Genomic DNA, 24,949 nt, shown 5'->3' with positions numbered 1-24,949 from the left:
AAAAAACGATTTCGTTAAATTAATGTTTTAAAAACAGTTTTTTTAACTAAGGTTTTGTAATTTTCGGCTAAATAACTAAAAAAAATGCACAAGCAACCAAAATTAACACGGTTTCAAGAACACGTATTGTCTAAATATCAAATATATAACAGTATATTTATGACACTTCCATTTGATACAATTACCAAAACAGGTGTACTACTACCCTTGTTTCACGAAATTTGTAAAAATGGATTTTCAAAAAAATTAAATCCTACAGAAATTGTAGAAAATTTCTTTAAAACCTACCAACAAAATCCTTCTGAAGAAGAAAAAATAAATCTACTTTTTAGATTTATTCAATATATAGAACGCCAAGTTGTACTATTTGACGCTATTGAAGATGCTGCTTTTTCAACTGTAAACAATATGGATGGTGTTGGAACAATGAGAAACACTAAAGAAATAGCTACGCAAGAGAACAAAAAAGAAGCCTTAAAAAAATATTTAGAAGACTTTAAAGTTCGTATTGTTTTAACTGCGCATCCTACGCAATTTTATCCTGGTCCTGTTTTAGGAATAATTACAGATTTAGCAGATGCGATTGAAAAAAATGATTTACTTTTAATTAATAAATTATTAGCTCAATTAGGAAAAACACCGTTTTTTAAACATGAAAAACCAACACCTTACGACGAAGCAGTGAGCTTAATCTGGTATTTAGAAAACGTTTTTTACCATTCTGTATCAGATACTTATAGCTATATTCAAAATAATATTTTTGATGGAAATAAAATTCCTAACGAAATTATTGATTTAGGTTTTTGGCCTGGTGGAGACCGCGATGGAAATCCGTTTGTAACTACCGAAATAACCTTGAATGTTGCCAAACGTTTAAAACAAACAATTCTAAAAAATTACTACAGAGATATTCGAATTTTAAAAAAACGCTTAACATTTACTGGTGTTGAAAATTCTATAAGCGAATTAGAAAAATTATTGTTCGACAATAGTGTTAATCCAGAATTAGGCACAATGTTATCTCTACCTGCTTTTATTGATAAATTAGAAGAAATAAAAGCAATTATTATTGAAAAACATCAATCATTATATCTAGAAGAAATTAATACTTTTATAAATAAAGTACATTTATTTGGGTACCATTTTGCAACACTAGATATTAGACAAGACAGTCGTGTACACCACAATGTTTTCTCAGAAATTGTAACTACTTTACAAGAACATGGAAATACAGAATTTCCAGAAAATTATTTAGAACTGTCTGAAGATGAACAAATAGAAATACTTTCAAAAGTTAAAGGTTCAATAGATGTTTCGATTTTTGAAAACGAAATGGTTTCAAAAACATTGAGTTCTATTTTTGCTGTTAAAACTATTCAAAAAAACAATGGAGAACGTGGTGCAAACCGTTATATAATTAGCAATAACCAAAAAGCTGTAAATGTAATGGAAACATTTGCAATGTTTAACTTATGTGGTTTTAATCATAATATTACAGCTGACATTATTCCTCTTTTTGAAACTATTACAGATTTAGAAAACGCTGAAAGTGTTATGGACAAATTATATGCAAACAAAGCATATATGTCACATTTAAAACAAAGAGGCTCTAAACAAACCATTATGCTAGGTTTTTCTGACGGAACAAAAGATGGTGGTTATTTAATGGCTAACTGGGCTATATTTAAAGCTAAAGAAAGTCTTACAAGAATTTCTAAAACTTACGGTATTAAAGTTATATTTTTTGATGGTCGTGGTGGACCTCCAGCACGTGGTGGTGGAAAAACACATCAATTTTACGCATCTTTAGGACCAACAATAGAAAACGAGGAAATTCAATTAACCGTTCAAGGTCAAACAATTAGCTCTAATTTTGGAACACAAGATGCTGCACAATACAATATAGAACAATTATTAAGTGCCGGTATTACTAACGAATTATTTAGCAATGCTAGTAATATTATGACCGAAAATGATATTGAAATTATGAATGATTTAGCCTCTGTAAGTTACCAAGCTTATTCGGACTTTAAAAATCATCCTAAATTCTTATCATATTTAGAGCACATGAGCACTCTAAAATATTATGCTAAAACAAATATTGGTAGTAGACCATCGAAACGTTCAAGTGGAAACAAATTAGATTTTGGTGATTTAAGAGCTATTCCTTTTGTAGGCTCTTGGAGTCAATTAAAACAAAATGTACCTGGTTTTTACGGTGTTGGAACCGCTCTAAAAAAATATGAAGACAATGGAGAATTTGATAAAATAATTGATTTTTATAATACTTCAGACTTCTTTAAAACATTGATAGGTAATAGTATGATGTCTCTTTCAAAATCGTTTTTTGGACTGACACAATACATGGAAAAAGATGAAGAATTTGGTGAGTTTTGGAAAGTTATTTTTAAAGAATATGAAACTACACATCGCCTAATTTTAAAACTAACTGGCTATAACACTTTAATGCAAGGAAACGAAGTTGGTAAAGCCTCTATAGATATTCGTGAAAACATTGTACTTCCATTAATTACAATTCAACAATTTGCTTTAATTAATATTCAAAAATTACAAAAAAGCGAAAATACAGATCCTGAATTGTTGAAAATATTTGAAAAAATGGTAACACGTTCATTATTTGGAAATATAAATGCCAGTAGAAATTCTGCTTAAAAATGAATTCAGCACATCTAAATAAAAGTGAATACGCTCCATTTTATAGCGATTATATTAAAGCTTTAGGTGAAGTTGATTTACATACAGTTTTAAATTCTTCATTAGAAGATTTAATTACGACTGTAAATCAACTTTCCGAAGAAAAGTTAACCTATCGCTATGCTGATGGAAAATGGACTATAAAAGAATTGGTACAACATATTATTGATGCAGAACGTATTTTAAGCTATAGAGCTCTGCGTTTTTCTAGAAATGACGCTACAAATTTATCTGGTTTTGATGAAGATTGGTATGTAACTTATTCTAATGGTAATGAACGTAATTTTAAAGATATACTCTTGGAGTTTACACAAGTAAGAAATGCTACAATTTCTTTATTTAAAAGTTTTACACCAGAAATGTTTTTAATGAATGGCTCTGCAAATAATAGTGATATGACCGTAAGAGCATTAGGCTTTATTATTGTTGGACATCAAATGCATCATTTAAATGTTATTAAAGAAAAGTATCTTTAACTAATTAAAAAAAATAAGACAGAGGTGGCAAAAAATTATTGCTACCTCTTTTTTTTTAACTTCATATTCTTTTAAAGGCATTTAAATTAACTAATCTTCCTCATCTAAAAAGAAAATTTCGTTCACAGGTTTTTTAAAAATTTCGGATATTTTTAAAGCCAAAACCGTTGAAGGTACATATTTATTTAACTCCATAGCATTTATAGTTTGCCTACTTACTCCTATAATTTCAGCAAGCTTGGCTTGAGTTATATTATGTATAGCACGTTCTACTTTTATATTATTCTTCATAACTAGTAGACTTTTTAGTTTTATACAAAACATAATGAAAACGCATTATAAAAAATAACAAAATAGTAAACATATTATAAATCATTACGTTAAGAAAACTTAAATCAAACACAAAAAGTATAGTCAAAATCAACACTATATAATTTACATAAGTTGCCCAAATTAAACTTTCCATTCTAATTTTAGAAATATACTCATCCTCATCTTTTGTTTTTGAAAATGAGACTAAAATCCCTCCAATTATTAATAAAATTGAAGCCAGTTCGTCTGCAATATTATTATTAGACCATTGAAAAATGGGATTAGATGTTAAAAACCCTTTTTCTTCACTAAATAATGGAAAAACAGACATTTCCCATTTTGGAAATTCAAATTCATTTAAAGTTAAAATTACTCCTAAAATAATTCCAACCAAAAATAAAATCCAACCTAATGGTTTGTATTTATGCGAAAATAAAAATCGTGATTTCATATTATATCGTTTAAAATATTCTCAAATGTAAGGTTTATTTTACATATAGACAAGTAAATTTTACTATTGCGGTTTCGTAAAATTACGTATCTTTGAATTTGTAAAACTGATACGCTACATGAAAATTTTAAAAAAAATACTTCTATTAATAATTATTATAGTAGTATTTGCAATAATTAGTGGCATACTGTACTTCAACAGTTTAAAACCAAATTATTCTGGAGATTTAAAATTAACTGGAATTGAAAACAAATCCGAAATCTATTTTGATGATTTTGGAATTCCACATATTTATGCAGAAAATCAATTAGATGCTATGGTTGCTTTAGGCTATACTCATGCGCAAGATAGACTTTGGCAAATGGAATTAATGCGAAGAATTGCTCCAGGAAGATTATCGGAGATTTTTGGTGAAGATATGCTTCAAAACGACAAGTTTTTTGCAAGTTTAGGAATTGAAGAAGCAGCTATTAAATCGATTGAAAAATTGAATAAAAATAGCGAAACTTATAAATTAGCTACTGCCTATTTAAATGGTATAAATCAGTTTATGGACAATGGCCCTACCCCTATTGAATTTACTTTAATTGGAATAGAAAAAGAACATTACAATCTAAAAGATATATACAATATTTTAGGTTATATGTCTTTTAGCTTTGCAATGGCTCACAAAACAGACCCGTTGCTTACAGCTATTAAAGAAAAGCTAGGAACAACTTATTTAAAAGACTTAAATATTAATATTGACCCAAAAACTACGCTTATAAAAAACTCAAAAAAATCTGTAGAAAACTATATGGATATTGTTGCTAGCGTAACTGAGATTATGAAAAAATCACCTATTCCGCCCTTTATTGGAAGTAATAGTTGGGTAGTTTCAGCCAATAAAACAAGTACTGGTAATGTACTTTTTGCCAACGATCCACATATTTCATATTCGCAACCAGGAACTTGGTATGAAGCACATATTACAACCCCAAATTACGAAATGTATGGTTATTATATTGCAGGTGTTCCATTTCCACTATTAGGTCATAACAGAAACTACGCTTACGGTTTAACTATGTTTGAAAACGACGATATTGATTTCTACAAAGAAGAGCATCATCCTTCAGAAAAAAATAAATATAAATTTAAAAACAAGTATCTAGAATACACAACTATTAGTAAAACTATAAAAGTTAAAGACGCAACACCTGTTACAATTACAGTTAGAAACTCTCATCACGGACCAATAATAAACGATGTTTTAGAAACAGTTTCTGAAGAAAACCCAATAGCAATGTCTTGGATTTACACACAACTAGATGGTATTGTTTTAGATGCATTATATACTATTTCTAGAGCAACTAGCAAGGAAGATGTTAAAAAAGGAGCTTCTTTAATTCACGCTCCAGGTTTAAATATAATGTATGGAGACAGTAAGGGAAATATAGCTTGGTGGGCAACTGGAAAATTATATAAAATAAAATCAGATTCAAATAGAAAATTAATTTTAAATGGTGTATCTGGTGAAGATGAAATTGCTAAATATTTAGATTTTGAAGAAAATCCAAGCGCTGAAAATCCTAAATGGAATTATGTATATTCCGCAAATAATCAACCTGATACTATTTCAAATTCTTTGTATCCTGGTTATTATTTACCTGAAGATAGAGCCAAAAGAATTGTACATTTGTTAAACCCAAAAAACAATTGGAATAAAGAGGATATGGCAACTATGATTAACGATGTTACTTCAGCTGTTGCTCCAGATGTAATAAAAGAATTTACAACAATAATAGACCTTAGCTCCTTTACAAAAAAAGAACAAGAAACAATTTCGATATTAAAAAACTGGGACGGATCAAACACGCCAGATAATATTGCGCCTACTATTTATAATAAGTGGGTTTACCTATATCTAAAAAACACGTTTAAAGACGAACTTGGAGACAAATTATTCACCCAACTAATGGATACACATTTAATTAAAAGAACAATTGCTGATTTAATTAAAAAAGATTCTACTATTTGGTGGGACGATGTTACAACTAAAAAAAGTATCGAAACCAGAAAAGATATTGTTTCGAAATCTCTAACTGAAACTGTCGCTTCATTAGAAAAACAACTTGGCTCTGAAATAAAAAATTGGAACTGGGGGAAAGTTCATACTTTAGAGCACAATCATCCATTAGGTGTTATCCCTGCATTAAAAAAATATTTTAATGTAGGGCCATTTGCTATAAAAGGTGCTAGAGAAGTTATAGACAATAGAGGTTATGATTATAACGAAACTGGATTATACACCGTAAATTCGGGCCCATCAACAAGAAGAATAATAGATTTTTCGGATATTGAAAATAGTATTAGTATCTTGCCAACAGGTCAATCTGGAAACCCATTTAGCAAACATTATAAAGATCAGGCTGAAATGTATAACAATGGAAAATTCAGAAAAATGAAACTAAATAAAGAAGAAATAATTAATAGTTCAACTAAATTAACTATTCTGCCAAAAAATGAATAAAAGGATAACCATAAAACAAATTGCAAAAGCATTAGGTGTTTCAATTTCAACTGTTTCAAAAGCTTTAAATGATAGTTACGAAATAAGTGACGAAACAAAAAGCAAAATTCAAGAATATGCTAAACTTCATAAGTATAAACCTAATACACTTGCGCTGAGTTTACAGAACAAAAAAACCAAAACAATTGGTATTATTATTCCAAATATTTTAAATTATTACTTTGCGAGAGCACTGCGCGGAATAGAAAAAGTAACCACAGAAAAAGGCTATAGTATAATTACCTGTATTACTAATGAATCTTATAAAAAAGAAGTAGAAACTATGGAAATGCTTTCCAATGGTACTATAGATGGTTTTATTGCCTGTTTATCAGTTGAAACTCTAAAACAAAAAAAGTTTGATCACTTTCATGATATATTAGATGAAGAAACCCCAATTGTTTTATACAACCGTGTTCACAAAGAAATAAATTGCGATAAAGTTGTAACAGACAATACTAAAAGTGCATACAAAGCAACACGTTTTTTAATGAAATCTGGCTGTAAAAACATTGCAATTATTTCAACTTCAGAAGGTTTAAATATGAACAAATCCAGAATAAAAGGATACCTAAAAGCACTTACAAAATATGGAATAACTCCAAATGAAAACCTTATTTTAAAACAAGAAGATGAGACCAATCTACTTGAGCGCATAAATAACATGTTAGACAATAATGAAGTAGATGGTATTTTTTCTGTAGATGAAGTTTCTGGAGCTATAGCGACACAGGCACTAAATAACAGAAATATTAAAATTCCTGAAGAAGTTTCAATTATTGGCTTTACAAATGGTATTTTATCTCGATATGGTTCACCTCCACTTACCAGTGTTAACCGTTTTGCACATACAACTGGTGAAATTGCTGCAACACGACTTATTAACAAATTAGAAGGAAAAATTAAATTTAACGATATTAAAACAGAAGTTATAAAAACTAAATTGGTAGAAAGAGAATCAACAAAAAAACTTTTTATAAAGTTTTAACTAAAAATTAAATTGCTATGCTTGTTAAAATTTTTGGTAGCGCCGTTTTTGGCGTAGAAGCAACAACTATTATAGTTGAGGTAAATATAGATAAGGGTATTGGTTACCATTTAGTCGGTTTACCTGACAATGCTATCAAAGAAAGTAGTTACAGAATTTCTGCCGCCTTAAATAATAACAAGTACAAACTACCAGGCAAAAAAATCACCATAAATATGGCGCCCGCTGATTTACGTAAAGAAGGGTCTGCATACGATTTAACTTTAGCCATAGGTATTTTAGCAGCTTCAAATCAAATTAAATCCGAAAAAATTGGTGATTATATAATTATGGGAGAACTTTCTTTAGATGGAAGTTTACAACCTATAAAAGGAGCATTACCAATAGCAATTAAAGCGCGTGAAGAAGGATTTAAAGGATTTATTTTACCAAAACAAAATGCAAAAGAAGCAGCAATAGTAGGTGATTTAAAAGTATATGGTGTTGAAAACATTACCGAAGTAATTAATTTTTTTGATAAAAAAACTGAGCTAGAACAAACAATAATAGATACACGTGCAGAATTTTACAAAAATTTAGACAATCCAGAGTTTGACTTTGCAGATGTAAAAGGTCAAGAGTCTGTAAAACGTTCTATGGAAATTGCCGCTGCAGGTGGACATAATATTATACTTGTTGGACCTCCCGGAAGTGGTAAAACAATGTTAAGCAAGCGCTTACCTTCTATTTTACCTCCAATGACATTACAAGAAGCTTTAGAAACAACTAAAATACATTCTGTAGTTGGTAAAGTAAAAGAAAGTGGTTTAATGTGCCAGCGTCCATTTCGTTCGCCTCATCACACAATTTCAGATGTTGCGTTAGTTGGCGGTGGACAATATCCACAGCCTGGAGAAATTTCATTATCACATAATGGAGTATTATTTTTAGACGAATTACCTGAATTTAAACGTACCGTTTTAGAAGTAATGCGCCAACCCCTTGAAGATAGAGAAGTAACTATTTCAAGAGCTAGGTTCACAGTTACCTATCCAAGTAGTTTTATGTTAGTTGCAAGTATGAACCCTAGCCCTAGTGGTTATTTTAACGATCCAGATGCACCAGTTACCTCATCTCCTGCAGAAATGCAACGTTATTTAAGTAAAATCTCTGGTCCACTTTTAGATAGAATTGATATTCATATTGAAGTAAATCCTGTTCCTTTTGAAAAACTATCTGAAGAACAATTAGCAGAACCTAGTAAATCAATCCGAGAGCGTGTTACAAAAGCTAGAGAAAAACAATCAGAACGTTTTTTAGAAATTGAAAATGTACATTACAATGCACAAATGAATGTAAAACAAATTCGTAAATTTTGCATATTAAGTGACGAGAGTAAAAGTCTTTTAAAAAATGCTATGGAACGTCTAAATCTCTCAGCTAGAGCTTACGATAGAATTTTAAAAGTTGCACGTACAATTGCCGATTTAGATGGTGATAAAAATATTTCTTCAAACCATATTTCAGAAGCTATTCAATACAGAAGTTTAGATAGAGAAGGTTGGTTAGGTTAATTAAATTAACTTTGTTTTCTCTTTAAATAAATATTATACACCAACCCAGTTAAGATTAAAGCTATCCCTAATAAAGTCCATAAATTATAAATTTCTCCAAACCAAAAAGCTCCAATAACAATCATAAAAACAACTTCTAAATATTTTAATGGTGCAATTACATTTGTTTCGTGAGCCTGCAAAGCTTTTGTCATATATAATTGTCCAATATACCCAAAAACACCCAAACTCAATAACAATAACCACTCGATTAAATTTGGATTTTTCCAATAATTAACAGACATAATACCCCCAAAAACAAAAGCCATAACCATAAAGTAATTAATAATTACCAATGGACTTTCAGTAGCTCCAATTTTACGGATAACAACAAAAATTACACCTAAAGATATTGCCGATAAAAGAACAAACATTAATCCAATAGAATTTACATCTACTCCAAAACCTTTAATAATTAAAACTCCAACAAACGCAACTAAAAACAAAAACCACTGTATAGGTTTTATCTTTTCATTTAAAAAAATTAGAGCAAAAATTGCGGCAAAAATTGGTGAAGTATATCGTAAAGAAACCGCAGTTCCAACAGCTAAATAATTTAAAGATTGAAAAAAACAAGTTAGGGAAACAACACCTGCAAGCCCTCTAAGCAATAACAGTTTTTTATTATTACCCAAAATAGGAATTTTAGCTTTTAATATTAAAGGTACTGTAAAAAACAAAGTACCAATAGATCTAAAAAAAACAATTTGATAAGCACTAAAATCATTTAAATATTTTACTACTGCATTCATTAGTGAAAATGCAATTACACTAAAAATCATGTAAAAAATTGCTGTTGAGCTTTTCATAAAAAATAATTGATGTATTAAATACTTTGCGAAAGTAACAATTTATAAATTTGATTTTAGCTTTTAAAACTAAAAAACAAACTCTTTTTTAAAGGTTTTAATACTTTGTATAAAGAATAAGCTTGTAAACAAGCATCAACCATAAAAAGGGGGTTTTTCCCCTATGAAAAAAAGTGATATACCCCCTATCTTATAAGTCAAAAACAAAATATCTTTACACCACGAAAAAGATTTACAGGGTAGTAAAATTAGAGGAGATTGCACCAAAACCACTCAAATTGAGTGGTTTTATTTGTTTAAACTTTTATACACTTAAGTTTTCAGTAACAATAAATTTTACACTTTCAGTTAAAGAAGTAATCCCTTTATAACTAGAATGTTCCAACACAATAACTACCATATTATCATCTAAATATTGCGTTAAACCTGTGCTAAACCCGTTCCATTTACCATGGTGATAAACTATATTATCGTCTTTAGGGTCTATTCTAAAACCAAAACCATATGGAATTTCTCTACCTGAAACAGTTTTCCCCTTAGTATACATAAGACTTAGTGTTTCTTGAGATAAAAGTTCTCCATTATTTAATCCTAAAGTCCACTTAAACAAATCTTCACTTGTAGTATAAATATTTTTATCACCAACTATAGCATCATTAACCGTATTGTTTATTTTTAAATGCCTCCAACCTCTATAAAGTCGATAACCAACTAACTGATTTTTTTTAACACTATCATTTTCAAAACTATAAACAAAAGAATTTTTCATACCTAAAGGATCAAAAATATTTTGCTTTACAAAAGTGCTAAAACTTAAACCTGAAACTTTCTCTACAATAGAAGCCAATACTAAATAACCCGTATTTGAATAATCAAAATTACGACCTGGTTTAAAAAACCTTTGAACTTTACTTGAAGCTAATAGTTCCATCATTTCACTATTAGTGGGTGCTGCTTCTTTTTTCCATTTATGTTCTGCTACCCAAAAATATTTGGGTAAACCAGCTGTATGATTTAATAAGTTTTTAATAGTTACATGCTCGTAAGGAAAATCTGGAAAATAATTAGTTACAGTATCGGTAAGTTTAATTTTATTTTCTTGATACAATAACATTATAGCTGTCGCTGTAAATTGCTTACTTACTGAAGCTAATTGAAATAACGACGTTTTATTAATCGGTTCTTTCTTTTTAAAATCCGCATAACCAACTTGACTGTTATACACTATTTTACCATTCTTAGCTACTAAGACCGACCCATTAAAATCGTTTCTTTTGTTAATACGATGTAATAATGAATCTAATTTATGATGTATCTTTTCTGTTTTTTCTAAAGGGTAATACTCTACTAAAATTGGTTTTTTAACTTCTATTTTAGTTGTATTTGAAGTATTTTTTACTAAATCTGAACTTGGAGGTATTTCAGTTTTAGTACTAAAAGACAAAAAAATTAGTGTAACTATTATGGGTAAAATGGCGTACTTAAAATATTTTTTCAAAAGGGGCTAATTTTAAAGCTAGCTAATTAACAACCTATTCTAGAAATTTCAAAACAGAAATTATGTTTTAACATTTTTTTAGAAGATACGGTTTATAATTAACCTATTCCAATACAATATTATTGTAAAACAAGATCTATTTTCAAATAAAAATAGGAATAAAAAAAAGAACCCTAATTTTTATGTAAATATTTAATTAATACGCTCCAAAATGTAACTGTCATATAATTTTGAATTAATAAAAAAGTAACATAACAACGATACTTTTATTCTCTAAAATTTTAATTCAAACTTAAACACATGAAATTTAAAACACTACTTACATTTTTTACCATATTTTGTACGCTTATAGCAAATGCCCAAAATACAGGAACTTTAAAAGGTACAATTACTACAGAACAAGGAGAACTTGTTTATGGAGCAAATATTTTAATTAAAAGTATCTCATTAGGAACAACTTCAAACGAATCTGGAAATTACTCAATAAAACAAATACCAGCTAATACCTACACCATAGAAGTCTCTTACCTTGGATACAATACAATTACTAAGAACGTTAAAATAACAACTACTGAAACTATTCTAAACTTTGTTTTAAAAGAAAGTTCATTTCTTTTGGAAGGAATTGTTGTTACTTCGCAAAAAAGAGAACAAAAAAACAAAGAAGTCCCAATTGCAATTACATCTTATGGAACAGATTTTATTGAAAATCAAGGAACTTTTGAATATGATGCTTTATCCGAATATGTACCAGGTTTTCAAGTCCAAATACAAAGTGTAAACAATCCTGGAATTGTAGTTAGAGGTATTACAAGTGATAGTGGAGATTCTAGAGTAGAACCGAGAGTTTCTATTTTTCAAGATGGTGTTTCAATTAGTAAATCTAGAGGTTCTGTTGTTGAACTATTTGACATAGAACGCGTAGAAGTTTTAAAAGGCCCACAAGGAACTCTATTTGGAAGAGGTGCTCAAATTGGAGCAATGCACATTATACAAAACAAAGCTAAGAACGAAACATCTGGTGCTATAAAACTTGGATATGGTAACTTTAACCAAAAGCTTGTTACAGGACATTTTAACACTTCTTTAGCAAAAGATAAACTTTTTTTTAGAGCTGCTACAATTTATAATTCAAGAGATGGATACATAGAAAACACATCTGGCGGCGATTTAAACGGTAAAGAAACATTTGCCCTTAGAACTTCATTTAAATATTTAATGAGTAATGCCACTACTTTAGATGTTATTGCTAACTGGCAAAAAGATACACCTCCAGGAACCTCATTTAAAAGTGGAACATTTGCTCCAATTGGTGGCGATTTAAATCCAAACACCTTCGCCGATTTAGAAAGAGGTGAAGATTTAGGTTTAAACAGAACCGTTTACGGTATTACAGCAATTTTAAATCACCGTTTTAATAATATGTGGGATGTAACTTCAACAACAGCTTATAGAGAATTTGATTCTAACGAAGCTTTTGATGCTGATGGAACTGCTGCTCCTGCCCTATTTTTTAATGAAATTTCTGAAGGAAAACAATTCAGTCAAGAATTTAGATTTAATTTTGATAACGACAAAAAATTTAGAGGTTTCTTTGGTGCTAATTTCTTTTATGAAGATGGTTCTCAAAATGTTCCTTGGGAGTATAACGAGCAAAGTTTAGCCGTGTTACTTTTAAACCCTGCTAATTTTATAGTTGAAGGAACTCCAATATATCTTCCTACAATACCTAATGATCCAAACACATTTGGACCAATTGCAGGAGCTCCATTAAAAGACTTTAATACCGAATCTTATACTAATTTTGGCGAAAATTATTCTGGAGATATTTTTATGGATGCTTCTTATAATGCAACAGATAAATTATCTTTCACAGTTGGTTTAAGAGCCACATTAGAAAATATAAATGCTGGCTATCAGGTAACAGATTCAGAAAACCCTTCTTTTTTAGGCTATGTTTCTGGAAACTACCCTAATGTATTAAACGTATCTACAAATGGTGAAAAAATTGAAGCAAGTGAAAACTTTTTATCAGCCGTTGGACGTGTTGCAGCTAACTATGCTATAAACGATAATATTACTTTATTTAGTACAGTTTCAAGAGGAAGAAGGCCCAATGTAATTAACATAACTGCTACAGAAACCAATGTATTATCTGATGAGATTGTAAACTCTTATGAAATAGGTGGAAAGTCATTATTTTTAAATAACAGATTACAATTCGATGTAAATGCTTATGTCTATGACTATTCTAACTTCCAAACTTCAGTAACTAAATACGAAGATGGCACCCTAACAAACACTACAGAAGATAGTGGTAATGCAAGCTCTTTTGGTTTTGAAGCAGCAATGCAATATGCTTTTTCTAAAAATTCAAGCTTCTTTGCTAATTATGGTTATATAGATGCTACGTTTGACGATGAAGATTCTGATGGAAATCCACAAGAATTAGCTGGAAATACATTTAGATTAACTCCCAAAAACTCTTTTTCTTTTGGATTAAATATCAATTCAAAATTAAATGAAAAATTAGTATTATTTATTAGACCTACATATACTTACAAATCTAAAGTATTTTTTGAAGAAACTAATCTTCCCAACATTTCACAAGATGCTTATGGTTTATTAAACTTTAGAACAGGAACAAAAATTGATAAGAAATATGAAATAAGTTTTATAATAAGCAATGCTCTTGATGAAGAATATATTATTGATGCTGGTAATACAGGTGGAGCCTTAGGTATACCAACATATATTGCAGGTGCACCAAGATTCTATAATGTACAAGCAAAAATTAATTTTTAGTATCTTACAACTCAATAACAACTTACTATTTTTATAGTAAGTTGTTATTTAAAATTTAACTCTAATGAAAAAAATAATAGTAATATTTCTTTTTTTTACAACAAGCTTTTTAACAAAAGCACAAGAAATTATACAACTTAATAAATTAGCAGATTTAGAAAATTCGATAAATATTTCCGAAGCTGCTACAGTAGGAATAAAACCGAATAACCAAGCTAAAATAATTTGGGTAAAAAATTACAACCAAAAACAAAGTCCAATTGCATTTGTTTACCTCCACGGTTTTGGGGCAAGTAGTAGAGAAGGAGAACCTATAATGTCTCAACTTTCTAAAAAATACAACGCCAATGTTTATATGTCGCGTTTAAAAGAACACGGATTAAACAAAAGTGATAATTATAAACAGCTAACACCTGAGAACTATATAGCTTCTGCTAAAAAAGCTTTAGAAATAGGCAAACAATTAGGTGAAAAAGTAATTTTGGTAAGCACCTCTACCGGAGGAACTTTAAGCTTAAAATTAGCTTCTGAAGATGCATCAATTGCTGGTTTAATAATGTATTCCCCTTTTATAGATGTTATAAACCCATCGTTTAAAGCCATTGCTACTCCAGAAGGAAAAGCAGGATTTATTAAAATGAATGGAAGTGAAATTTTAAAACAAAACAGACCCGAAGAAGAAGCAAAATACTGGTCTACTACATACCACGTTAACGGTTATGAAGCTCTAATTAAAATGCTAATAAACACTATGACTCCAACAACTTTTTCAAAAGTAAAAACTCCAGTTTTTGTTGGATATTACTATAAAAATGAAAAAGAACAAGATAAAGTAGTTTCTGTACCTGCAATTTTAAATATGTACAATGCATTAGGAACACCTGAAGATCAAAAAATAAAAGTTGCTTTTGAAAATGCTGGAAACCATGTAATTGGATGTGACTTAAGATCTAATGACTGGGAAAGTGTATACCAAAAAACAGTTACCTTTATAGACAGTTTAATTTTAAATAAAATGATTACTTATAATTTTGAATTACAAGGGCACCGAGGTGCAAGAGGTTTAGAACCTGAAAATACGCTTCAAGCTTTTAAAAAAGCATTAGATTTAGGTGTAAATACACTAGAGTTAGATGTTGTAATTAGTAAAGACCACAAAGTATTAGTATCTCATGAACCTTGGTTAAATTTTGAAACAACTTTAGACCCTAAGGGAAATAAGTTATCTAAAGAAAATGCTTTAGCTTATAATATTTACAACAATAATTATAATGAAATTAAAAAATATGATGTAGGCTCTATTGGCGATCCAAAATTCCCAGAACAAAGAATAGTTGCAGCCTATAAACCATTATTAGCAGAAGTTATTACATATGCAGAAGCAACAAACCCTGAAATACTGTACAATATTGAAATTAAAAGTACACCTAATGATGAAGCTAATGGTTACCAACCAAGTGTTGCTAAATTTTCTGAACTATTAATAGAACAATTAAAAAAAGCGAACTTACCTTTAAAAAGAGTGGTAATACAAAGTTTTGACCCTAGAGTTTTGGAATATCTCCATAAAACACACCCTGAGTATAAATTATCATTTTTAACCTATCAAAATAATTTTGAAACGAACATTAAAACATTAAGTTTTGTTCCAGAAATCTATAGTCCTTACTATATTTTATTAACTAAAGATGAAGTTACTAAAATTCAAAATAAGAATATGCAAGTTATTCCTTGGACTGTAAATGATAAAGAAGCTATGATTAATTTACTTAATATGGGTGTTGACGGCATTATTACCGATTATCCAAATATTGCAATTCCATTAAGAAAATAGATTGTTTGTTATATAAAAATAAAAAAGCTGTCTAAAAAGCACATTCTCGTCAACCTGAACTTAATTCGGAATGACGTGTTTAGCACCTTTTAGACAGCCTTTTTTTATAAGTATAAAACTTTTAATATCTATAATATTCTGGTTTAAATGGTCCTTCAACCTTTACACCAATATATTTAGCTTGATCTTCTCTAAGTTCTGTTAATTCAACACCTATTTTAGCTAAATGTAGTTTTGCTACTTTTTCATCTAAATGTTTTGGTAACATATATACTTTATTCTCGTAAGCATCTCTGTTATTCCACAATTCTAATTGAGCCAATGTTTGGTTTGTAAATGAATTACTCATTACAAAACTAGGATGCCCAGTTGCACAACCTAAGTTTACTAAACGACCTTCAGCTAACACTAAAATTTCATTTTCACCAATAGTATATTTATCAACTTGAGGTTTAATTTCAACTTTTGTAGAACCGTATTTACCATTCAACCAAGCCATATCAATTTCATTATCAAAATGTCCAATATTACAAACAATGGTTTTGTCTTTCATTGCTTCAAAATGGCGACCTTGAACAATATCTTTATTACCAGTAGTAGTAATTACTATATCTGCATTTCCAACAACAGTTTCTAGTTTTTTCACTTCAAAACCATCCATTGCAGCTTGTAAAGCACAAATTGGATCAATTTCAGTAATTGTTACAATAGCTCCTGTTCCTTTAAATGAAGCAGCAGTACCTTTACCAACATCTCCATAACCACAAACAACAACTCTTTTACCTGCTAACATAATATCTGTTGCTCTTCTAATTGCATCTACAGCACTTTCTCTACATCCGTATTTATTATCGAATTTCGATTTTGTAACAGAGTCGTTTACGTTTATTGCTGGCATTGGTAAAGTTCCTTCCTTCATTCTGTCATATAAACGGTGAACTCCAGTAGTAGTTTCTTCTGAAAGACCATTAATTCCAGCAGCTAATTCAGGATATTTATCCAACACCATATTGGTTAAATCTCCACCATCATCTAAAATTAAGTTTAATGGTTTTCTGTCTTCACCAAAAAATAAGGTTTGTTCTATACACCAATCAAATTCTTCTTCACTTAAACCTTTCCAAGCATATACTGAAACTCCTGCAGCAGCAATTGCAGCAGCAGCTTGATCTTGTGTAGAAAAAATATTACAAGAACTCCAAGTAACCTCAGCACCTAGGTCTACCAACGTTTCAATTAAAACTGCCGTTTGAATAGTCATATGTAAACAACCTGCTATTCTTGCTCCAGCTAAAGGCTTTTGTCCTTTATATTCTTCTCTTAAACTCATTAAACCTGGCATTTCAGCCTCTGCTAATTGAATTTCTTTACGTCCCCAATCTGCAAGATTGATATCTTTTACTTTATATTTTACGTAAGATGATGTTTCTGTACTCATATTTATTAAATTTGTTTTTTATTTAAAACAATTCACATTTTTTGTTTTAAAGTTTTGCAAAAGTACAAAATACATTTGAGAATATAAATGCCTTTATTTAAAACAATTAAACCTAATAAACATACCACAGTTTTTGTGTGGAAAATTGATGAACCCATTAAAACCTTATCTAAAGATATTGTTTTAACCGAGAGAAGTAAAAACAGATTGCTTTCTATGAAATCTGAAATACATCGTCGAGGTTTTTTAAGTGTGAGACATTTATTAAAAATGGCTGGTTATACCGATCTTGATTTGTTTTACAATGGTAATGGAAAACCACATTTAACCGACGGAAAGCATATTTCCATTACACATTCTTTTAATTTTTCAGCCATTATTATTAGTGATTTTGAAGTTGGAATTGACATTGAAAAAAACAGAGAAAAAATAAAAGTAATTCAACATAAATTTGTCAATTTTGAAAGAGGATTTATTCATAAAGATGATGATTACATTCAACAACTTACCGTTATTTGGGGCGCTAAAGAAAGTTTGTATAAAATATACCCACATGGTGGTTTAACTTTTAAAAACGACATTGATATTAACTCTTTTCAAATTGCCGATAAAAAAACTACTGGATATATAAAAGCAAAAGATTGGAATAAAAATTATACCATTAAATTCCATCAAATTGAAGATTTTACTTTGGTTTATGCTCTTGATAATTCAAAAAAATAATAATTACAATTTTTAAAACAACCTAAATTATACTTTTCAATAAAATGAACGAAATTTTCAACTACCTTTTTGGACAATACCAAGGATATGAAACTTTAGACATAGCCTTAGAAATTATTGCAGTTATCTTTGGGTTTTTATCTGTTTGGTATTCAAAAAATAATAAAATTTGGGTATATCCTACAGGAATGATTAGCACTAGTATTTTTGTGTATTTACTACTAAAATGGAGTTTGCTTGGTGATATGATGATTAACGGTTATTATTTTATAATGAGTATTTATGGATGGTATATTTGGACCAGAAAAGTAGATGCATCGCACAATACACCTATTACTTCTATAACAAAAAAAGAACAACTAATTTCTGTGCTACTATTTATTGCAACCCTTATATTTGTTTATATAATATACAAAAGCTTTGATAAGTGGACCAGTTGGGTAGCCTACGTTGATACTGTTACAACTGCAGTATTTTTTGTTGGAATGTGGCTTATGGCTCGTAAAAAAGTTGAAAACTGGATTTTTTGGATTATTGGAGATGTAATTTCTGTTCCTTTATATTTTTATAAAGGATTTACATTTACAAGCTTTCAATACCTTATATTTACAATAATTGCAATTTACGGATATATTGAATGGAAAAAACTCTTAAACAAACCAATAGAAATATTGTAAAAATTGTACTATTTGGACCTGAAAGTACAGGGAAAACTACACTTTCTAAACAGTTAGCTCGACATTATAATACTGTTTGGGTTCCAGAATATGCACGTGCATATTTACAAAATAAATGGAATAATAAACGAGAGTATTGCGATAGTGATGATCAACTTCCAATAGCTTACGAACAAATAAAATTAGAAAATAAGTTAGCAAAAAAAGCCGATAGGCTTCAAATTTGTGATACAGATTTATTAGAAACCGTTGTTTATTTCGAAAATTATTACGACAAAACAATAGATGCTAATTTAAAAAAAGCAGCCTTAGAAAACACATATGATTTGTACCTTTTAACTTATATTGACACTCCTTGGGAAGCAGATGACATTAGAGAAAACCCTGAAAAAAGGCAAGAAATGTTTGAAGTTTTTGAAAACGCTTTAATAAAATATAACAGACCTTACATTTTATTAACAGGAAGCAAAAAAAACAGACTTAATTTAGCAGTTACAGCAATTGATAAAATCTTAGCTTCAAAACCTAATTTACAAAGATATTCAGTAACTTAACTAAATGAACAAGGAAGCACTTATAAAAGAACTTAAATTTAAAGCTGTTAGAAGCAGCGGTGCTGGCGGGCAACATGTAAATAAAGTATCTTCTAAAGTAGAATTATTTTTTGATCTTCAAAATTCTTTTGAATTTTCTGAAGAAGAAAAACAACTACTCAGTAAAAATTTAAGAAGCAAACTCACAAAAGAAGATATATTGTTACTTTCTTGTGATGAAAGTCGAAGTCAACATAAAAATAAAGAAATTAGTATCAATCGTTTTTTAAAACTCATTAAAAATGGTTTAAAAGTTCCAAAAAAAAGAAAGCCAACAAAACCCAGTAAATCTAGCATTCAAAAACGTTTAGACACAAAGAAAAAACACGCCTATAAAAAATCCTTTCGAAAAAAACCTGAAGTATAATTTATACAGTTTTCAAAATTATCATACAATTAAACAATACTGCACTCCTAATAAAATCAATAGCTACAGCCAATTTCATTTAAATTAATTTTTAAAAAATAAAATTTTCTTTTAAAAAGAATACATGTTCTATCATATTTTATTTGTAATTTTGCAGCATCTCAAAAGGGGTGCCGAAAACGGCTGAGATCAAACCCATTGAACCTGAACAGGTAATGCTGTTAAGGGACGTTCAAGCAGAGCAATCTGTTGTGGAAATTAACAAGTATAATTATTCAAAACATCGATTAATTACCTCTTTTTATATCGTTTTATTTTCAAAAAAATGAAACAATATTTAAAACCAAATTTTAAAAAAGTGAAGCACTTAGTAGCTTTTTTAATTATTACATTTTCAATAAATGTAAACGCGCAAGAACTATTTACACTCTCAGGAAAAGTAACCGATGGAAACAATCCACTTCCAGGAGCAAGTATTTTAGTAAAAGGAACCACACAAGGAGTTACCTCCGATTTTGATGGAAATTTTTCAATCTCATTAAAAAAAGGAAATTACACCTTAATTGTAAGTGCTATTAGCAAACCTAAAGAAGTGGTTATAAACTTAACTAAAAACACTTTTATCTCCATAAATATGGCAGATAGTTTTGTAAATTTAGATGAAGTTTTAGTTTCTGCAGTTCGCGTAAAAGCAACATCTCCAGTTACGCATAGTAATATTAATAAAGAAGATTTAGAAAAACGTAATTTAGGTCAAGATATACCTATTATGGTAAACTACCTCCCTTCTGTTGTAACTACTTCTGATGCTGGTGCAGGTATTGGTTATACTGGAATTAGAGTTCGTGGTAGCGATGCTTCAAGGGTAAATGTAACTATTAACGGAATTCCTTACAACGATGCTGAAAGCCAAGGAACATTTTGGGTAAATATGCCCGATTTCACTTCTTCAGTAGAAAATTTACAACTACAACGTGGAGTTGGAACTTCAACCAATGGCTCTGGAGCTTTTGGAGCAAGTTTAAATTTACTAACCGATGCTATTTCAGAAAAAGCATACGGAGAAATTAGTAGCTCAATAGGCTCGTACAACACCTATAAAAATACAGTTAAATTTAGTACTGGAAAAATTAATGATCATATTGAAATTTCTGGACGTTTGTCTAAAATAGATTCTGACGGGTATATAGATAGAGCTTGGAGCGATTTAAAATCGTACTTTTTACAAGCTGCATACGTTGATGATAATACACTAATTAAAGCTTTAACATTTGGAGGACACGAAAAAACATACCAAGCTTGGTATGGAGTAACAACAGAAGAAATGGAAACTTTAGGTAGAACTTACAATCCATATTCTTATGAAAATGAAATTGACTATTACAAACAAGATCATTTTCAATTGCATTGGAATGAAAGATTAAATAATAATTGGTCTACAAATATTGGCTTAAACTATACCAAAGGTAGCGGTTATTTTGAACAATTTAAAGATGATGAAGATTTTTCATTTTACAATTTAACGCCAATAACTTTAGGTGGTGAAACTATTGATAAAACAGATTTAATAAGAAGACGTTGGTTAGATAACGACTTTTATGTTTTAAATGCAAATGCTACTTATAAAAATGAAAATCTAGAATTTATATTCGGAACATCGTTTAGTAATTATAAAGGAGACCATTATGGTGAAATAATTTGGGCTGAATTTGCAAGTAATTCTGACATTAGAGATCGCTATTATGAAAGTGATGCTAAAAAGAACGATATGAATGTTTTTGGTAAATTAACTTATAATTTAGATGAAAAATGGACCTTATTTACAGACATTCAAGGTCGTTTTGTAAATTATGAAACAGGTGGATTAACTTCAGATAAAAACCCAATTGACGTAGATAAAAACTATTCTTTCTTCAATCCAAAAGCCGGAATTACCTTTAAAGCAAGTGATCTTAATAGTTTTTATGCTTCTTACGCAAAAGCGCATAGAGAACCAAACAGAAATGATTTTGAAAATGGAGTTAATAAAGCTGAAAAGTTAAATGATTATGAATTAGGTTGGAGGTACAAAAACGGCGCAACAAAAATTAATACAAATGTGTATTATATGTATTATAAAGATCAATTGGTTTTAACAGGAGCTTTAGATGATGTTGGAGCCCCAATTAGAGCAACTAGTGGTAAAAGTTACAGATTAGGACTTGAAATAGATGCCCAAATAAAAGTGTCCAATAAATTTTTAGTGCAACCTAACATAGCATTAAGCAGTAATAAAAACATAGATTTTGTTGCTTCTGTTAATGGATCTCTTACCGATTTAGGTAAAACAGATTTATCTTTTTCTCCTGAAATAGTTTTTGGAAATGCTTTAACTTATATTCCTGCTAAAAACTTACAATTATCTGTACTTTCTAAGTTTGTTGGTGAACAAAAAATGGGGAATTTAGGCAGTGTAATTTCTAATAACGACATTTTAGAAAGCTATTTTGTAAACGACCTTAACATTAGTTATAAAATAATTCCTACTAAAATATTTGAATCAATAACTTTATCTGCATTAATTAATAATGTACTTAATGAAAAATATATTTCTAATGGTTATTATGGAACTTATGATTACGAATATGAAGGTGATACATACTCTGGTGATTATGCCGGTTATTACCCACAAGCAACTAGAAACTTTTTAGTTGGTGTTAGTTTAAAATTTTAAAAACTGTATTAAATGCAAAAACCACGCTAAATAGCGTGGTTTTTATTTTTTATCAAACTCTTTTATTTGCCCCTTACTCTTTTATTTTACAAGTATTTATCTTGAAAATTGAATATAATGGACAATTACCTATAAGTGCTGTAATTACTAATATTGCTGCAATAACATATAACAATACTTGTACCCAGCTTGTTTCAATTACTGTGGAATACGCAAAATAACCTATTGCAATTCCTAACATTATTCTAATAATTCTGTCGGTACTACCAATATTAAGTTTCATAATTTATATTGTTTTATTACAAGTATAATATACGAATTTTTGAACTATTAAACTACTTTTCATATAATTTAACCTTACACTAATCGCTTTCAGAAGTCATTCTACCAGTAGCACAGCTAACAAAAGATTTTGCTTTATGAATTATAGTATTAGCATCACCAACTTCTGGATATCCCATAGAGGCTAACTTACTTTTAACGCTTTTTAAAACGGTTTCTTCTGAAGAATTAACGCCTACTTTAGAAGCTTCTAAATCAATAGCTACTTCAGTAACTCCTTCAATAGTTAATAATCCCTTTTTTATAGTATTGGCACAACCGCCACATTTTAAATTTAATATTTCTAATGTTGTCATAATTTAATTTTGTTTATATCATTTAATTTTGAGGTATTAAGAGTGCCCTCCTACCACAATTCTCATAACTTTCAAATTTAGTTTAAAAAAATTATAAATTTGAAATATAAAGAAAGATCTCATAAATCGTACCATTCTTGTTGGTTCGGTTGCAAATGACATATCGCTATATGGAGTTGTTTTTTTTATACTATTTTTCATAATACATCTGGTTTTTTTAAAGATAAAAACGGTTAAATAACACTGCCGTTTTGTTTAATATGTAATACAGTATTACTATAAAATTACACTTTATTATTAATTTTTTATTATTTATTCAGGAATTAACCACCAAAATGGTTTCGCTTTTGCTTTATAAATAAACATATAATGCATAAATAACTTCATCCAATGTCCTGCGGTACCAACAACTCCAACAGTATCGTTAATATTTCGTCCCCATTTTGGATATTTTTCCCAATCTGGCACTATTGGATTTACTGTCATAACTGCAGCTTGTCCTTTTGAAATTCCGTATCCTGCAGAAACTATACATGCAGCTCCCATACTAGCCATAGATGCTTTATGTTTGTGCTCTATTTTACCTGTTTTTATAGTATGTATTATATTTTGGGCAACAATTTTACCAATTACACCCGAAGGCATTCCTGTTCTTGGTGGCGTTGGAAATATTTTTGTTCCGTTAGGGCTTTGCATTGGTTTAGACATACCGTGTGGTGGAGCAAATGCAATACCAGCTGCATACACATTATCGTATTTTACACTTTGATACGTTAAAGGCCAATCTTCGGCTTTCCATTCTTCGTATGGTTTTGGTGTATAATCTGCATCTACTTTCATCATTCCATTTGCAGCAAAAACTTCGGCGCTAATATCTTCATTATTTTTATTAAAAGCTTTCATTCCAGCACCTGCAAAACCAGGAATTAACATTGCAAAATCAAAATTAACTGTTTTATGTTCTCCTTCTAAATTCTCGAAATAAGCAACCCCTTTTTCTATTTTTTGAACACCTGCTCTTTTAATCCAACGAATACCGTATTCTTTTAAAATTGATTCAGCAAATATTTTTGTTGGCGTTACATAACCATTTCTTTTAATGTATGCACCTCCCATTCCAAAATCACCTAATTCATATTCATTGGTAATCCAGATCATCTCAGCCAAATGCAAAAGCTTTCTTTTTTTAATTTCGAAAGCTATATTTAATACATACTCAAAAGCAGCACCTTGGCAAGTTGCCAATGGATGTCCAGTACCTATTAAAAAGGTTTGTTTTTCTCCATTTTCCATCTTTTCTAAAGCACTTTTAAGCTTTGTCCAAGCGTGAGAAGCATGGTCATAAGTACATACAGATTCTGTAAAATATTTTGGCCCCAAACCTTCAGTTCCTTCAAAATTAAGTTTTGGACCTGTAGCATTAATTAAATAATCATATGAAACTTTTTCTATAGTATCTTTTTTATCTTCAGAAACATATTTAATAGTGACAAAACCTTGCTTTTGCTCTGTATCTCCTTCAGGATGAATAGAAACAGCCAATGCTTGTTTATAATTTACTCCCATTTTTTTATAAACAGGTGCTAACTTAAACTTTACTTGATCTGGTGTCATTAAACCAACTCCAACCCAAATATTTGATGGAACCCATTGATAATTACTGTTAGGTGAAACCATAACAACTTCGTGATCTTTTTTTAAGTACTTACTTAAATAAGAAACGGCTGTATGTCCAGAAATTCCAGCTCCTAAAACAACTACTTTTGCCATAA

Annotated in this window: 21 protein-coding genes and 1 riboswitch; of the genes, 12 read left to right on the top strand and 9 right to left on the bottom strand. The window is 29.7% G+C overall.

Annotated elements, in window-relative coordinates; all coding sequences use genetic code 11:
• Positions 1 to 84: 84 nt before the first annotated feature.
• Positions 85 to 2,673: a phosphoenolpyruvate carboxylase gene (locus MHL31_RS13420; RefSeq protein WP_240226460.1), complete on the top strand. Its 2,589-nt coding sequence runs from the start codon at positions 85 to 87 to the stop codon at positions 2,671 to 2,673.
• A gap of 2 nt (positions 2,674 to 2,675) precedes the next feature.
• A complete protein-coding gene (locus MHL31_RS13415; RefSeq protein ID WP_240226459.1) occupies positions 2,676 to 3,191 on the top strand; it encodes a DinB family protein in 516 nt (171 codons plus the stop codon).
• A 90-nt stretch (positions 3,192 to 3,281) separates the two neighbouring features.
• Here the strand turns inward: MHL31_RS13415 and MHL31_RS13410 are convergent, their stop codons facing one another.
• Both MHL31_RS13410 and MHL31_RS13405 read right to left on the bottom strand, forming a co-directional pair.
• A complete protein-coding gene (locus MHL31_RS13410) occupies positions 3,282 to 3,482 on the bottom strand; it encodes a helix-turn-helix transcriptional regulator (protein WP_240226458.1) in 201 nt (66 codons plus the stop codon).
• A complete protein-coding gene (locus tag MHL31_RS13405) occupies positions 3,472 to 3,954 on the bottom strand; it encodes a hypothetical protein (protein ID WP_240226457.1) in 483 nt (160 codons plus the stop codon). The genes MHL31_RS13410 and MHL31_RS13405 overlap by 11 nt, the downstream gene beginning before the upstream one ends.
• 118 nt (positions 3,955 to 4,072) lie before the next feature.
• On the opposite strand from MHL31_RS13405, the gene MHL31_RS13400 reads away from it, so the two are divergent.
• The 3 genes from MHL31_RS13400 to MHL31_RS13390 are packed head-to-tail and all read left to right on the top strand — an operon-like array spanning position 4,073 to position 9,043.
• Complete coding sequence (locus tag MHL31_RS13400) at positions 4,073 to 6,463, top strand: penicillin acylase family protein (RefSeq protein WP_240226456.1); 2,391 nt, start codon at positions 4,073 to 4,075, stop codon at positions 6,461 to 6,463.
• Positions 6,456 to 7,490: a LacI family DNA-binding transcriptional regulator gene (locus tag MHL31_RS13395; RefSeq protein WP_240226455.1), complete on the top strand. Its 1,035-nt coding sequence runs from the start codon at positions 6,456 to 6,458 to the stop codon at positions 7,488 to 7,490. The genes MHL31_RS13400 and MHL31_RS13395 overlap by 8 nt, the downstream gene beginning before the upstream one ends.
• A 17-nt stretch (positions 7,491 to 7,507) precedes the next feature.
• Complete coding sequence (locus MHL31_RS13390; RefSeq protein WP_240226454.1) at positions 7,508 to 9,043, top strand: YifB family Mg chelatase-like AAA ATPase; 1,536 nt, start codon at positions 7,508 to 7,510, stop codon at positions 9,041 to 9,043.
• Positions 9,044 to 9,048: 5 nt separating this feature from the next.
• On the opposite strand, the gene MHL31_RS13385 is transcribed toward MHL31_RS13390, so the two are convergent.
• Entirely contained in the window at positions 9,049 to 9,891 is an 843-nt protein-coding gene (locus MHL31_RS13385) for a DMT family transporter (protein WP_371824123.1), read from the bottom strand.
• A gap of 304 nt (positions 9,892 to 10,195) precedes the next feature.
• A complete protein-coding gene (locus MHL31_RS13380) occupies positions 10,196 to 11,389 on the bottom strand; it encodes a serine hydrolase (protein WP_240226453.1) in 1,194 nt (397 codons plus the stop codon).
• 300 nt (positions 11,390 to 11,689) lie between these two features.
• Between MHL31_RS13380 and MHL31_RS13375 the strand changes: the two genes are divergently transcribed.
• A complete protein-coding gene (locus MHL31_RS13375; RefSeq protein WP_240226452.1) occupies positions 11,690 to 14,194 on the top strand; it encodes a TonB-dependent receptor in 2,505 nt (834 codons plus the stop codon).
• A 64-nt stretch (positions 14,195 to 14,258) separates the two neighbouring features.
• Entirely contained in the window at positions 14,259 to 16,028 is a 1,770-nt protein-coding gene (locus tag MHL31_RS13370; RefSeq protein WP_240226451.1) for a glycerophosphodiester phosphodiesterase family protein, read from the top strand.
• Between the two features lie 121 nt (positions 16,029 to 16,149).
• Here MHL31_RS13370 and ahcY read toward each other — a convergent pair whose 3' ends face one another.
• A complete protein-coding gene (gene ahcY / locus MHL31_RS13365; RefSeq protein WP_240226450.1) occupies positions 16,150 to 17,466 on the bottom strand; it encodes an adenosylhomocysteinase in 1,317 nt (438 codons plus the stop codon).
• Between the two features lie 87 nt (positions 17,467 to 17,553).
• Between ahcY and MHL31_RS13360 the strand changes: the two genes are divergently transcribed.
• The 5 genes from MHL31_RS13360 (at position 17,554) to MHL31_RS13340 (ending at position 22,539) form a co-directional block, all read left to right on the top strand.
• Positions 17,554 to 18,189: a 4'-phosphopantetheinyl transferase superfamily protein gene (locus MHL31_RS13360; protein ID WP_240226449.1), complete on the top strand. Its 636-nt coding sequence runs from the start codon at positions 17,554 to 17,556 to the stop codon at positions 18,187 to 18,189.
• A gap of 44 nt (positions 18,190 to 18,233) precedes the next feature.
• Positions 18,234 to 18,866, top strand: coding sequence for a nicotinamide riboside transporter PnuC (pnuC, locus tag MHL31_RS13355; protein ID WP_240226448.1), 633 nt, complete (start codon positions 18,234 to 18,236; stop codon positions 18,864 to 18,866).
• Positions 18,827 to 19,420, top strand: a complete 594-nt coding sequence (locus MHL31_RS13350) for an AAA family ATPase (RefSeq protein ID WP_240226447.1) — start codon at positions 18,827 to 18,829, stop codon at positions 19,418 to 19,420. The genes pnuC and MHL31_RS13350 overlap by 40 nt, the downstream gene beginning before the upstream one ends.
• Before the next feature lie 4 nt (positions 19,421 to 19,424).
• Entirely contained in the window at positions 19,425 to 19,826 is a 402-nt protein-coding gene (gene arfB, locus MHL31_RS13345) for an alternative ribosome rescue aminoacyl-tRNA hydrolase ArfB (RefSeq protein ID WP_240226446.1), read from the top strand.
• 156 nt (positions 19,827 to 19,982) lie between these two features.
• Positions 19,983 to 20,073, top strand: a riboswitch (TPP riboswitch).
• Between the two features lie 78 nt (positions 20,074 to 20,151).
• Positions 20,152 to 22,539 carry a TonB-dependent receptor gene (locus MHL31_RS13340; protein WP_240226445.1) on the top strand — a complete coding sequence of 796 codons (2,388 nt, stop codon included), beginning with the start codon at positions 20,152 to 20,154 and terminating at the stop codon, positions 22,537 to 22,539.
• A 73-nt stretch (positions 22,540 to 22,612) separates the two neighbouring features.
• Here the strand turns inward: MHL31_RS13340 and MHL31_RS13335 are convergent, their stop codons facing one another.
• The 4 genes from MHL31_RS13335 to MHL31_RS13320 form a co-directional block, all read right to left on the bottom strand.
• A complete protein-coding gene (locus MHL31_RS13335; protein ID WP_240226444.1) occupies positions 22,613 to 22,822 on the bottom strand; it encodes a DUF2892 domain-containing protein in 210 nt (69 codons plus the stop codon).
• Positions 22,823 to 22,901: 79 nt separating this feature from the next.
• Positions 22,902 to 23,177 (bottom strand): heavy-metal-associated domain-containing protein, encoded by a 276-nt coding sequence (locus tag MHL31_RS13330; protein WP_240226443.1) that lies wholly within the window; start codon positions 23,175 to 23,177, stop codon positions 22,902 to 22,904.
• A gap of 36 nt (positions 23,178 to 23,213) precedes the next feature.
• Positions 23,214 to 23,378: a hypothetical protein gene (locus MHL31_RS13325; RefSeq protein ID WP_240226442.1), complete on the bottom strand. Its 165-nt coding sequence runs from the start codon at positions 23,376 to 23,378 to the stop codon at positions 23,214 to 23,216.
• 111 nt (positions 23,379 to 23,489) lie between these two features.
• On the bottom strand, positions 23,490 to 24,947 hold the full coding sequence (locus MHL31_RS13320) for an NAD(P)/FAD-dependent oxidoreductase (protein WP_240226441.1): 1,458 nt from the start codon (positions 24,945 to 24,947) through the stop codon (positions 23,490 to 23,492).
• Positions 24,948 to 24,949 lie beyond the last annotated feature (2 nt).

Source organism: Lutibacter sp. A80 (assembly GCF_022429645.1).
GTDB lineage: Bacteria > Bacteroidota > Bacteroidia > Flavobacteriales > Flavobacteriaceae > Lutibacter.
The sequence above is the reverse complement of the archived record's forward strand: the minus strand, read 5'-3'. Positions and strand labels throughout refer to the sequence as shown.

Coding starts and splice junctions, on each gene's coding strand:
- MHL31_RS13420 (WP_240226460.1), top strand. CDS start 85: ATGCACAAGCAACCAAAATTAACACGGTTTCAAGAACACGTATTGTCT.
- MHL31_RS13415 (WP_240226459.1), top strand. CDS start 2,676: ATGAATTCAGCACATCTAAATAAAAGTGAATACGCTCCATTTTATAGC.
- MHL31_RS13410 (WP_240226458.1), bottom strand. CDS start 3,482: ATGAAGAATAATATAAAAGTAGAACGTGCTATACATAATATAACTCAA.
- MHL31_RS13405 (WP_240226457.1), bottom strand. CDS start 3,954: ATGAAATCACGATTTTTATTTTCGCATAAATACAAACCATTAGGTTGG.
- MHL31_RS13400 (WP_240226456.1), top strand. CDS start 4,073: ATGAAAATTTTAAAAAAAATACTTCTATTAATAATTATTATAGTAGTA.
- MHL31_RS13395 (WP_240226455.1), top strand. CDS start 6,456: ATGAATAAAAGGATAACCATAAAACAAATTGCAAAAGCATTAGGTGTT.
- MHL31_RS13390 (WP_240226454.1), top strand. CDS start 7,508: ATGCTTGTTAAAATTTTTGGTAGCGCCGTTTTTGGCGTAGAAGCAACA.
- MHL31_RS13385 (WP_371824123.1), bottom strand. CDS start 9,891: ATGAAAAGCTCAACAGCAATTTTTTACATGATTTTTAGTGTAATTGCA.
- MHL31_RS13375 (WP_240226452.1), top strand. CDS start 11,690: ATGAAATTTAAAACACTACTTACATTTTTTACCATATTTTGTACGCTT.
- MHL31_RS13370 (WP_240226451.1), top strand. CDS start 14,259: ATGAAAAAAATAATAGTAATATTTCTTTTTTTTACAACAAGCTTTTTA.
- ahcY (WP_240226450.1), bottom strand. CDS start 17,466: ATGAGTACAGAAACATCATCTTACGTAAAATATAAAGTAAAAGATATC.
- MHL31_RS13360 (WP_240226449.1), top strand. CDS start 17,554: ATGCCTTTATTTAAAACAATTAAACCTAATAAACATACCACAGTTTTT.
- pnuC (WP_240226448.1), top strand. CDS start 18,234: ATGAACGAAATTTTCAACTACCTTTTTGGACAATACCAAGGATATGAA.
- MHL31_RS13350 (WP_240226447.1), top strand. CDS start 18,827: ATGGAAAAAACTCTTAAACAAACCAATAGAAATATTGTAAAAATTGTA.
- arfB (WP_240226446.1), top strand. CDS start 19,425: ATGAACAAGGAAGCACTTATAAAAGAACTTAAATTTAAAGCTGTTAGA.
- MHL31_RS13340 (WP_240226445.1), top strand. CDS start 20,152: ATGAAACAATATTTAAAACCAAATTTTAAAAAAGTGAAGCACTTAGTA.
- MHL31_RS13335 (WP_240226444.1), bottom strand. CDS start 22,822: ATGAAACTTAATATTGGTAGTACCGACAGAATTATTAGAATAATGTTA.
- MHL31_RS13330 (WP_240226443.1), bottom strand. CDS start 23,177: ATGACAACATTAGAAATATTAAATTTAAAATGTGGCGGTTGTGCCAAT.
- MHL31_RS13325 (WP_240226442.1), bottom strand. CDS start 23,378: ATGAAAAATAGTATAAAAAAAACAACTCCATATAGCGATATGTCATTT.
- MHL31_RS13320 (WP_240226441.1), bottom strand. CDS start 24,947: ATGGCAAAAGTAGTTGTTTTAGGAGCTGGAATTTCTGGACATACAGCC.